At 48.1% G+C, this 10706-nt stretch carries 11 protein-coding genes; 4 read left to right on the top strand and 7 right to left on the bottom strand.

All coding sequences use genetic code 11. The features are described from left to right. Together LZ463_RS28000 and LZ463_RS27995 are read right to left on the bottom strand one after the other, a co-directional pair. Window positions 1–2877: AAA family ATPase (locus LZ463_RS28000; protein WP_241459618.1), on the bottom strand; the 2877-nt coding region annotated here is incomplete at its 3' end. Window position 2878: 1 nt separating this feature from the next. Then, window positions 2879–3244: a plasmid mobilization protein gene (locus LZ463_RS27995; protein ID WP_241459617.1), complete on the bottom strand. Its 366-nt coding sequence runs from the start codon at window positions 3242–3244 to the stop codon at window positions 2879–2881. Window positions 3245–3607: 363 nt separating this feature from the next. Here LZ463_RS27995 and LZ463_RS27990 point away from each other — a divergent pair, with 363 nt between their 5' ends. From LZ463_RS27990 to LZ463_RS27980, 3 genes are read left to right on the top strand one after another with little or no spacing between them, the layout of a single operon-like run. Beyond that, on the top strand, window positions 3608–4087 hold the full coding sequence (locus LZ463_RS27990) for a hypothetical protein (protein WP_241459616.1): 480 nt from the start codon (window positions 3608–3610) through the stop codon (window positions 4085–4087). Between the two features lie 2 nt (window positions 4088–4089). Then, on the top strand, window positions 4090–4785 hold the full coding sequence (gene stbB / locus LZ463_RS27985; protein WP_241459615.1) for a StbB family protein: 696 nt from the start codon (window positions 4090–4092) through the stop codon (window positions 4783–4785). 9 nt (window positions 4786–4794) lie between these two features. Beyond that, window positions 4795–5457, top strand: coding sequence for a hypothetical protein (locus LZ463_RS27980; RefSeq protein ID WP_241459614.1), 663 nt, complete (start codon window positions 4795–4797; stop codon window positions 5455–5457). A gap of 62 nt (window positions 5458–5519) precedes the next feature. Here the strand turns inward: LZ463_RS27980 and LZ463_RS27975 are convergent, their stop codons facing one another. Then, the gene (locus tag LZ463_RS27975; protein WP_241459613.1) at window positions 5520–6491 is read right to left on the bottom strand and encodes a DNA-binding protein; all 972 of its coding nucleotides are present in this window, start codon (window positions 6489–6491) and stop codon (window positions 5520–5522) included. Window positions 6492–6660: 169 nt separating this feature from the next. On the opposite strand from LZ463_RS27975, the gene LZ463_RS27970 reads away from it, so the two are divergent. Further along, window positions 6661–7380 carry a SprT-like domain-containing protein gene (locus tag LZ463_RS27970; protein WP_241459612.1) on the top strand — a complete coding sequence of 240 codons (720 nt, stop codon included), beginning with the start codon at window positions 6661–6663 and terminating at the stop codon, window positions 7378–7380. A gap of 840 nt (window positions 7381–8220) precedes the next feature. On the opposite strand, the gene LZ463_RS27965 is transcribed toward LZ463_RS27970, so the two are convergent. From LZ463_RS27965 to LZ463_RS27950, 4 genes are read right to left on the bottom strand one after another with little or no spacing between them, the layout of a single operon-like run. After that, window positions 8221–9315, bottom strand: a complete 1095-nt coding sequence (locus LZ463_RS27965; RefSeq protein ID WP_241459611.1) for a replication initiator protein A — start codon at window positions 9313–9315, stop codon at window positions 8221–8223. A 47-nt stretch (window positions 9316–9362) separates the two neighbouring features. Next, entirely contained in the window at window positions 9363–9638 is a 276-nt protein-coding gene (locus tag LZ463_RS27960) for a type II toxin-antitoxin system RelE/ParE family toxin (protein WP_241459610.1), read from the bottom strand. Continuing rightward, entirely contained in the window at window positions 9635–9922 is a 288-nt protein-coding gene (locus tag LZ463_RS27955; protein WP_241459609.1) for a CopG family ribbon-helix-helix protein, read from the bottom strand. Before LZ463_RS27955 ends, LZ463_RS27960 begins: the two co-directional genes overlap by 4 nt. Next, complete coding sequence (locus LZ463_RS27950; protein ID WP_241459608.1) at window positions 9919–10659, bottom strand: GIN domain-containing protein; 741 nt, start codon at window positions 10657–10659, stop codon at window positions 9919–9921. Before LZ463_RS27950 ends, LZ463_RS27955 begins: the two co-directional genes overlap by 4 nt. Window positions 10660–10706 lie beyond the last annotated feature (47 nt).

Below are 10706 nucleotides of genomic sequence, written 5' to 3'. Positions count from 1 at the left end.
GGTCATACCTTGGGACTTGTGAACTGTTACCGCATAGGCGTAGTCAATCGATGTTTCAACGCTGTTATCCAGTGTCACGACCCTATCACCGTCAAGCCGTATTTTTGTACCGTGTGCGTCGATTTCTTCAATAATTCCGATGGTGCCGTTTTTTACTCCCAGCTCTTTGTCTGGTGCCGTGAACATCATTTTGTCGCCGGTCGCAGCTTTGAGGCTGGTAAATTCACCGGTCTTGATGCTGTACTCTTCGCTTAACCCGCCCTCTTCCTTGATACGGTCGCGCATGATCTTGTTAAGCTGATTTCTTTCCTCGTTGGTAGCGACTAGAACGATTTGATTTTTGTCTGGTGTCTCGATGCGTGTCTTGTTCCATGTGTCCACCAGCTCGGCCATCGCTTCAAGTTGGGTATCGTGTTCCTTGATGTATCCGCGCTCTTTGTATGCTTGCAGGCCTGCAGCAATTTTTAAATCGGCAAATTGCTCAGATGCCATAACTTGCCAGTCTTCCTTTTGACGCTTGATTTCTGTTAGCTTGGCGACTTCACTGCGCTTTGATATTTCTTCAAAAGCGTTACCGTATTCGACTGCGGCCAGCTGGTTTTTATCGCCAACCAGGCGCAGTTTTGCGCCGGATTTTTCGACATGATCTACTAGCCTTTCCATCTGGCGAGAACCGACCATACCGGCTTCGTCTGTGACAACAATCGATTTTTCATTGAGCTTGATTTTTCCGGTATCGAGTGCATACAAGAAGCTATGCATCGTTTGCGACTGTATGCCGGAATCACGCTCTAAATCTTCAGCCGTCTTGCCCTGCAGGATAGCGCCGTAAACTGTAAATCCTTTGTCTTCGTAGGCTTCACGCATGGCACCCAGCACATATGATTTTCCTGTGCCGGCAGCGCCATTGACCACCGCAATTTGCTTGTCGCTACAAAGCAGTTTAAAGGCGGCTTCCTGCCCCTCGTTAAAGGTCTTTGAGTCGATGATTTCTTGCTGCTTAGATTCTGGTACCGCTGCGGTTTTACTTCTCGCAAGGCGCTCTACTGTTTCGACCAGCTGGCGCTCGATCTTTACAATTTCCTGACTACTGAAACGGTCGCCTTTGTCAGTTTTTTGTGTGACCAGTTCCGGCGATTTAAGTACAGCATCAAGTGCATTTTCGTACTGCTCTGGGCCACTTGTATTTTTCAGCAGATAGGATTCAAGCTGGCGTGGTGTGAATGACGATTGCGAAAATGTCAGTGCCTTGATGACAGTTTCTGGCTCCTTGATGATTCCTGTACCGGCTTTTTCCGCTATTCTGATTTCGTCTGATGTTCTAAGGTAGATTGAATTGATTCTTCCATTGCTCCAAGCTGCGATGCGATCGGAGTAAGCATTGTCAGCAAGGTTGGCTCTACCGGCTTGGGCGGCTGCGAAAATGCTTCCGCTATCTGCGTCAACCAGGCTAAATGCATGGTCTGCTGCTCTGAGATTTGCCTTAATATCGGCATGATAGTTGCGTAGTCGATCTGCATTTAATTCTCCTTTTTCAGTTCCATGAATTCCGAGGTCACGCCCTGCACTAACGATGCGAGAAACGCGCTCTGCGCGTTCATCGGCATAAGCAGTTTTTCCAGCACTTTCAGCGGCCCTTCTGATGGCATCTGCATCAAGCCCTGTATTGTTTGCGACATGTGCGAAATTTCTACTTGCTTCTGCGAGATTTCGCTTAACAGCATGTAGAACTCCATCTCTTCTTGAGAGGGCATCTCGTCCTCCAGCTCCGGCGCTGATGGTTCCTGTTGATCGTTCATATCCATGATTTTCTTTCAGTCGTTTGTAATGTTCTGCTTCGATTTTTTCCAGTACTTGCATTTTTTCGGGCGCGGCCAGCTTGCTATACGTCTCTTTAAAAAATGTATTGCTAGGGTTCAGGTATTTGATTTCTTTTGAGCGCTGCGCCCATTTTTCCAACAACCGCGCATGCTCTTCTTTTGTGGGTCTTGACTCCTGGGCTACCAGGTATTGCTTTTGCTGTCGCTCAGCCCTGATATACGCCTCCTTTTCAGCGGTCGGCTTGCAGATGAATTCATCTGTGAACTGGTAATCCTTCAGCCTGATATTCTGCTGCGCTCCTTTGAGCTTGATTTGTAGGTACGAGTCGTCCTGGCCTGCCTTGCCTTCGGTGACTCGGCCCATGGTCTTTAGCATGGCTTTAAAGTCTTCCCTGCTTTCGATCTTTTCCGCAATCATGCGGTCGCGGATTTCCTCCAGTTTGACCCGGTTTTTCCCGGTGAAGTCGTCGCCCTTGTTCCTGGCCAGGATTTCGCTTTGACTGGTGAAGTCTGTGCGCCGGTTGTCTTTCGGGGAAGCAAGGCCGTACTTGGCATTGATATGTTCCTGGATAGCGTCAAGCATTTCCATGGTCTGATCTTTGGTGCCGTATTTCGCTGTGAGTAACTCTAATGGGCTGGCTCGCTCACCAGTGACAAGGTTGATTGTCGGTATGACAATATGTATATGCGGCTTACGCTCTACTTTTTCTAATGTCTTTTGGTCAATATATGTCTTGATTTTTGGTATGTGGGCTTCGGCGTAAAAGTCGATTTCGTTTTCACCGTAGGCGGCAAGTAGGTGGCTTTTGATGTCTTGTGTTATTGCTTTTAGGACATCTTCCGAGATTTCGTCCTCTTTAAATGAAAACGTGATGTGGTTGTACTTCTCTCCATCACGTTGCATTTTATCAATTATTTCTCCTGTCTTGGTCAGGTTGCCATCAAGAATGATTCGGGTGTCGAGTTCGTCCCTGGTGAACTCCCGCCCTTGTTTCTTGCCATCTTGCAAGTATTCAACGATACCTTCACTGCCTCCACCGAACTTGAAAATGCCCATTTTATGACACCCAGTCTTTTGCAATTTGGTTGATTGATTGCAACTGTTCCAGCACGGCCAGGTACAAATCTGGCGTGATTTTTCCGGCTCGGTGTGCGGTGTTGACCTGGTGTGCAAGCTGGTTGATATTGTTGGATTGTTGCGCAAACAGGAACAATATTTTTCTTTGCTCCAGGGTAGTCTGTTTTGTTTTTGCTGCCTGGACTACGGTTTTATTTTGGATGACGGCCAGGCGAATAAATGCCGATTCCGTCATCCCGGATGCCGCAACCTTGGCGTCCCAGTCTTTCGCATCCTCTTCCGATAAACGGAAGTGGCGCACGGATTTTAAGTTTTTCTTTTGCTTTTCAGGTTTTGGTTTTTGCATTTAGCCGTCGCCCTGGTTGTTGTCTTTGACCTGGCTTTATCCAGGTCTTCGCTGTTGCTTTACCCACCCGCTTGCGGGTGGGGGGATTAAAGGGGGCTCTCCCCCTTTAGCACGGTAACGTATAGAAAAACGAAGTTTTTGTATACGTTACTGTCGTGCCTGTAAATACTTTACCACAACGGGCAATATTCTTGAACGGTTGCATGTTGGTTGTAATTTGGTTGTTTTGTAGTTGCATTTGATTTTTAATGGTTGTAATATGATTGCAAATGGTTGTTTTCAGGTAGTTAAACACTTGGAAATGGTTGTTTTAAGTTGGAATACGCGATACTATTGTTTTGGTTCCAACATGAAGGCCAGAAAATGGACATTGAAGAGTTTGAAAAGAAAGTGCAGCCTGGAGCAAAACGCTCACGGCTAGAACCCTTCCAGGTGCAAATCTTTGAGCTGAAATCAAAGAGATATACCAACTTGCAAATACGTGAATGGTTGGCAGCCAATGGGGTAAAAGTGTCCCAGGAAGCAGTCCGAAAGTTCATTAGTAGTAGGGAAGGAACAGGGCAAGAAATTGCTCAAAACCCGAAACCAAAGGAGTCCTCTGATATTGGTTTGTACAATCCAATTAAAAAGACAAGGCAAATTAGCAACAATAATTCAGCATCAGAAACACCTGGTGATAGTGAGACTGAAACTCCACTATTGCAAAATTCGGAACAATCAGTAAGCAATGACGGTGCAAATCTTGATGGTTTGTCTTTGCGTGAAAAACGAGAGCGCCGCGCTTCTCAGTTCATAACAGACACATCGTCGAACCCACTTCTTAAAAATCTGAAAGGCAAGTGATCATGAAAATAGCTGTTATCAATTTCTCTGGCAATGTCGGAAAATCAACTGTTGCCCAGCATCTACTTTCACCACGTTTGCATAATGCAAACGTGATTCCGGTCGAAAGTATCAACTCGGACGGCAACGATGCCGAGGCGATACGCGGTAAGCAGTTCGGTGACTTGATCGAGGCATTGGCGATCATGGACGATGCTGTCATCGATATTGGCGCGTCTAACGTCGAAGATTTTGTTAATCAAATGAAACAGTATCGAGGTAGCCATGAGGACTTTGATTTCTTCGTTGTGCCGACAGTTTCAAAGCACAAGCAGCAACGTGACACAATATCAACAATTGAAGCTTTGGCTGAAATTGGTGTCCCGGCCAAGAAAATACGCCTGGTCTTCAACATGGTTGAACTGGACGAACAGCCAGAGCGCATTTTTTCCGGCCTGTTTGAATACCACGCCAGCGCCAAGACCTTCACTTTGAAGCCTGATGCCGTTATCCACGTTAACGACATCTACGGCAAGCTGAAGGGTTCCGAACAGACCATAGCTGACATTCTGAATGACCCGGCAGACCTGAAGGAACAATTGAAAGCAGCCAAGGATTCAGATGAAAAACTGCGTATCAGCCGCCTGATCGGCATCAAGCGCCTGGCAGCTGGTGTGACCGAGGAACTGGATGCAGTTTATAAAACATTACTGAAATAAGGGGAAAACATGGCCGGAGCAAGTACAGCACAAGAAGCGCTCATTGCTGAGTTGTTGGGCGATGTCGGGAAACTGCACGATGAAGTGAAGACGTTGCAAGTAATACTCCCGGACTTGACCGGCCAGCTGAGCGGCTTTATCAACAGTATCGATAAAGCTACAGCCACGGCGCAAGAGGTTCACCAGGCAAAACTTGCAGATTTTGCAGTCGAACAGAAGGCAGAAATTGCCAGGCAAGCAGAGGCCGTTTTAACGGCTCTGCAAGAAGCTACAAGCAGCCTGCAGGGTGTCATCGAATCATCTGTGAAGGCAGGCCAGGCGCAGCTTGACGGCTCTCGTAATGCAATCTTAGACAGCGTTGTTGATTTCACTGACAGCAAGATTTCTGAGGCCATCCAGGGAACAGTCAAAGAAACACTTGGCTCAGAGTTGCGCAAGCTGGCCGACTTTGACAAAGAGGTGGCCCGGCTGAAAAAAGAGCTACAGTCCATGTCAACAGAACTGCTTGAACACCGGCAGCGCGGCGCAGCAGATATGGCTATAGCCGTCAAGGCTGAGCTGGATAAGGTCAAGCCCAGCTTTACCCTTGATCTAATCAAGGTCGTTGTAGGTGTCTGCGTGGGTATGTCTCTACTGGCTTGGTTTCCTGCCTTGGGACATCTTTTTAAGTGATGTTTGTATGTGAACATCCAAACAGCACGGCATGCCGTGCTGTTTTTCTTCGTTACCACCTTTTAGGGCTTGGCCTTGCCTGGCTTTGATGTCCTGGGCGCTTTAGACTTAGCCGGTAATGGGGTTGGCTCCTGTAACAACTGCTCCCGGTGCTTCAAAGCAGCCAACAGAGCCGCGTTCTGTGTTTGGGTGGCCTCAAGCTGTCCGGCCAGGCTTGCTGCTCGCTCACGGGCCACTGTAGCGGCCTCCTGGAGTGCTTCGCGATCAGCCTGTAACTCAGCGGCGGCTTTGCGTTGCTCGGCTTGCGTTTCTATCTGTGCGTCAGTTTTTGCCTGCAACTTCACCAGGTCAGAGCGTAAAGCTTCGTTTATGGCTGTTACTTGTTTGAGCGCTTCCGCATGCGCCTCGGCATCCATGCTGAGTTTGTTCCTCAACAAAACTTGATCTTGGCGCTCACGCTCCAGCTCCAGGTGAGCATGTTTAAGCTCGGCATGCAAATCATTGGCACGTATTTCAATTTCTTCATTTCGTGCTTCCGCTGTCTCAGCTCTGGCAATGGCATCCGCCTCCTGTTGCGCCTGGGTATCGAGAACTTTTCTCAGGCCTGTAATCACATTTTCCTGCTCGGCCACTTGCAATTTAAGCGCCTCTAAATCCTGGGCTTGTTGCTCGAAACCGTTGGCCAACTCCTCACGCATACCGTCCAGTTCGACACGCTCAGATTCCCATGCGGCCTGCGCGGTGCGCAGAGACTGGTTTGCCAGCTCAGTTGCTTGTTGCCAGATAGCAGAGACAGCAGCAACGCCAGCCTGCAGGATACTTTCCGGTACGGCCACAGCAACCGGCACAGCCTGGACGGTCTGAGATTGACGCCACTCCTTCATGACGGCAGAAACTGCATTCATGTCAGCGCGTGAAGCGCGGCGCACAGCGTCAACGGTCGGGAAACGCTCGCGATTTGCTTGCTCGTACAGGTCATTAGCAACGGCAATGATGCGTTCGCGGACATCTTGAGGGATAGATGGATTAGACATGTGATGCGCTCCTGGTCGAAGTAAAGGAAAACACAAATTAATAAGAATAATAAGAATTATATTATTATTCTTATTATTATTCAAGTTATTTTTATTATTATTTTGGATTGTACAAACCAAAATAATGGATTATAATTTGGTTTGTACAATCCAAATTGAGGGGATAAAGATGACCGAACTAGAAAAGAGGGATGCTCCGACCAAGACGGCCTATGACGAATTGCAGAAGGTGTATGAATTCTTCAATGCCAGGCTGTTTGATGGAATATTGCCAACTTGCATGATCACGCTCCAGCGCAAAAACAAAACATTCGGTTATTTCCATGCCCTCAAATTTGAAAAGCTCGACAAGACAGAAAATACAGATGAGATCGCATTGAATCCGGCCTACTTTGCGACACACCCGCCAGAGGAAATATTTCAAACAATCGTTCACGAAATGGCCCACCTTTGGCAGTACCGTTTCGGCAAGCCTGGTCGTCGCGGCTACCATAACAAGGAGTGGGGCGACAAAATGGAGGAAATGGGCTTAATGCCGTCCGACACAGGCCAGCCAGGAGGGAAAAAGACAGGGGAAAAAATGGCTGACTACATCATTCCAGGAGGCAGATTTGAAAATCTGTGCAAGGAATTGATGCAAGAAGTCCGTATTACCTGGGGTGACAGGATTGAAAAGAAAACACCGGCACCAGCTGGGGAAGATGGCACCGGCGAAGAAGGCGAGGGCGAAGACGCTGGCCAGGAGCAAGAAAGCAAGTCAACCAGGATAAAATATCAGTGTCCAAACTGCCAGACTCCCAAGGGAAAACCCATCTTTGCCTGGGGAAAACCGGGGCTAAATCTGCTCTGCGGCCAGTGTCACGGCACTTTCATCGAAGCCGGAAAATAACTACCTGCAAACATACTGCGAAGACTGACGCCCTCGTCTTCGCTCGGTTGTCTCCGTTCAATTTTCACTGCGCGAAAACGCAAGCGCCCCGGCATGGCCGGGGTTGATACGGGCGGGATTTCTGCGCGCTCTGCTTGCCTTGCCGATTAAAAAATTCCCCAAAAGCCAAACTTCGCTCTTAGTACCGTCCTGAGTGAAAGGCAGTGTCAAGGGAACGTGGAATACCGCAGCCAAAGGCGAGGATATGCCGCGAAAGCCCTTGATACTGACTGTAACGACAATAAGCTTTGAGGTAAGGGGGTAGGAAGGTTTTTTCTTCCTGCCCCCTTGCCTCGCGGCGAGCGTGGGGTCTGGGGCAAAGCCCCAGGGTCTTTTGTATAGGTATTTTCGACGCTTTGGCGTCGCTGGATATGAAGCTCTACGCATTCATTATTTTTGTAATATGGTTAGCCGTTGCATGGTGTTTTGTAGGTACGCGCCTTGGCGCGTTCTATGCCCACCGGGCACTGTGTAAGGGGGAGGGGGAGCCGACTTGATCGGGGGAACCCCCGGAGGGGGTGCCCCGGCCTTTAGGCCGCTAAAGTGTGTGTGAAAACCCGAACTTTTGAAAAACCGCGAATTTTGTAAATTCCGTGTGTTTTTATGTTAACAAAGTTAACATAGTTAACATAAAATTTCTGCCTGTTAATAACTTTTCTAAGTCCTTGTTTACATTGTGATATTTTTTTGATTTCGTGTGTGAAACCCCGAAGGGTCTGTGTGTGAAAACCCGAACCTTTGTGTGTGAAACCCCGAAGCCCTGTGTGTAAAACCCCGAACTAGCGTGTGTGAAAACCCGAACTATCCAAGCAAATCTACATCCGGTTTTTCCTGGTTTCCCTTACCAGCATTTTTTTTCGCGTACGCCAGGGCCAGCTTCTTTGCATTCTTCTGGTAGAACTTGACCATGTTTTCACTACTGCTGTCAGACTTATAGCGATTCATTCGATAATCAGGGATGCTGTCATCTTCGATAATGGCTTCAAGCATTCGTCTAAACTCACGAATATTTGCCTTACTACCCGTCTTGTCCAGCAAGATAGATTCCCTGATAACCCAATCTGCCTGCTCTCCTACGTGCTTCCTGGCCAACTCATAAAGCCGCTTTTCTAAGGGCTTTCTGAGCTTGAAATAGTTAGGGGTTATGGTCAGAATGTTTTTCTGCTCTAGCGCACGATAAAGCCACTCTGAGAGGGTGATTTCAATGGACGACATGCGCTTGTTTCCCTTTGAATCTGTTTGCAGAATGTAGTCTGACCTTTCAATCAGGCCAAAGCTACTGCGCCGGTCAATGTTCCCCATTTCAATATTGGTTTTAAGCCTGGTTCCCGATAACCGATCAAGCGTGCTTTCTACGCTTGCATAGGCTTTCCCTGCTGTGTCGCGTCCTGTCGCAATCAGGTAATCATGCAAAGTAAATCGCACACGCCTACCAGGCATTTTTGTACCATTGCGAGCAGCAACATTCATTGCAGCCGCCAGCTGCGAAGTAATGTAAATTAGCAAATCTTTGTCGTGGATAGTCGCTCTACCGATAGAGGAGGGGGTTACTTCAAGCCATTTTTTCTTATCTGGACTTTCCCAGCGCCAGGTGTCCATATCAGGCTTGGTCGATAATGAGAACAAAGGCGCTTCCATCGTGGCGGTGTCGTCTTTCAGATTGTAGTCGAGTAAGTCAGCCACAAATAAATCAAGCTGCTTCATCTCCACCAGGTGATGCTTACCTTCTCGTTGCTGAGCCTTTTTTGCTAGCGCATTCACCCGTTTGACCAAAGGTGATAGCGTATTTACTGGCTCCTCTTCAACGGCAAGGAATTCAGGCTTGCTTGCCTCTGCAGCATCGACTATCTCAGATACGGTATTCACTGAATCAAAAGGTAATTTTTTTTTCGTCATGACATAACCTGCTTTGTGTGTGTGAAACCCCGAAAAATTGGCGTTGACTATCTGTCTTCTCGCGTATGCCATAACCGCAACACATAAATCGTATCCTTCTGGATTTCGTAGCGAATTTCATACTGGCCAACCAGCAGACGGCGCACTTCACGGGGTGCAAACTCTTCAAGCAATTCACCTATACGAGAATTGCGCAGCAAACTTGTCGGCGCACCGGTCAGTGTCTGCACTGTCCGGGCTGCAGCCGCCTGATTTACCACGGCCAGGAATTCATACAGCCTGGCCAAGTCAGATAAAGCCTTGCTTGTCCACTTCAGTTTCATAAGCCAGGCACCGACAAAGGCTTATCTGTGCTTAAACTCTCAGCCCAGGCCTGGACAGCCTGATGGTCGATGACATGGCCGGAATCCACCTCGGCCAGTGCTTCAAGTGTCAACCGGCTGCGTTCTTCCTCTTGCTCTATCCATGCAGACAAAGCTTGTTTCACAATCCACCCGCGTGACCTCTCCAGTCTCGCGGCCAGCTTATCTACTTTCTCGGCCAGTTGAACCGGAACGTGCGCGGTTACAACCTTTGTTTCTGCTTGTGTCATTGCTTTACCTTTCATCTAAACTTGATTTTTCCTGTACCTAGCGTTCTGCTTTTGCGGGTTACAGGATTGCCACGAACCACAATATCACCGGAACCAAGTACCGAAGCATGCACATCATTACGCACGAGTGCGTCAATTTCGCCTGACCCCGATACAGTAAGCTCGGCCTGATCTGCTAGCAGCTGGCTTGCGTCAACATCGCCAGAGCCGGAAATTTCTACCTCCAGCAATTCAACCTTTCCGGATGCAGCAATATCCCCTGAGCCTTGTATTTTCAGCTTTAGGTCAGCCTGGTCCAGGTCAATTAAAGTTGCGTCACCGCTACCCTTGATGCTGATTGTTGGTGCTTCAGGCAGGGCAATACCAACGATTACCCGGCCTATAGCTTTGTTCGTGAGTATTTTTACACCTGAAATTGTCATGTCACCCATGATGATCTGACCCACACCACCATGAAAAACATTATTGCCCTGCGTAAAACTGCCACTTGTACCAGGGATAATATTGACCATTTCTTGCTCGATGACCAGCTTACCCCCCTTGAAACTGGTGTAAACGCTCTCCAGGGCGTCCGACGATTCCGCAGCCACAACCATGTGCGGCACGTCCGAACGTTTGAATACGACCTCTATAGCCCCCTTGATGACGATTTTTTTTACAGGCTGTATCGGACGTTCCTGTTTCACATAGTTTTCTACTCGGCTCCATGTGGAGCCGGTGGCGTTGTCAGTACCAATTTTAAAAAAATCCATTGCACCCCCATAAAATTTAATCAGATTGATTAAATCTGATTAAATTT

Source organism: Undibacterium paludis (assembly GCF_022568815.1).
Classification (GTDB): domain Bacteria; phylum Pseudomonadota; class Gammaproteobacteria; order Burkholderiales; family Burkholderiaceae_D; genus Undibacterium.
The sequence above is the reverse complement of the archived record's forward strand: the minus strand, read 5'-3'. Positions and strand labels throughout refer to the sequence as shown.

Coding starts and splice junctions, on each gene's coding strand:
- LZ463_RS27995 (WP_241459617.1), bottom strand. CDS start 3,244: ATGCAAAAACCAAAACCTGAAAAGCAAAAGAAAAACTTAAAATCCGTG.
- LZ463_RS27990 (WP_241459616.1), top strand. CDS start 3,608: ATGGACATTGAAGAGTTTGAAAAGAAAGTGCAGCCTGGAGCAAAACGC.
- stbB (WP_241459615.1), top strand. CDS start 4,090: ATGAAAATAGCTGTTATCAATTTCTCTGGCAATGTCGGAAAATCAACT.
- LZ463_RS27980 (WP_241459614.1), top strand. CDS start 4,795: ATGGCCGGAGCAAGTACAGCACAAGAAGCGCTCATTGCTGAGTTGTTG.
- LZ463_RS27975 (WP_241459613.1), bottom strand. CDS start 6,491: ATGTCTAATCCATCTATCCCTCAAGATGTCCGCGAACGCATCATTGCC.
- LZ463_RS27970 (WP_241459612.1), top strand. CDS start 6,661: ATGACCGAACTAGAAAAGAGGGATGCTCCGACCAAGACGGCCTATGAC.
- LZ463_RS27965 (WP_241459611.1), bottom strand. CDS start 9,315: ATGACGAAAAAAAAATTACCTTTTGATTCAGTGAATACCGTATCTGAG.
- LZ463_RS27960 (WP_241459610.1), bottom strand. CDS start 9,638: ATGAAACTGAAGTGGACAAGCAAGGCTTTATCTGACTTGGCCAGGCTG.
- LZ463_RS27955 (WP_241459609.1), bottom strand. CDS start 9,922: ATGAAAGGTAAAGCAATGACACAAGCAGAAACAAAGGTTGTAACCGCG.
- LZ463_RS27950 (WP_241459608.1), bottom strand. CDS start 10,659: ATGGATTTTTTTAAAATTGGTACTGACAACGCCACCGGCTCCACATGG.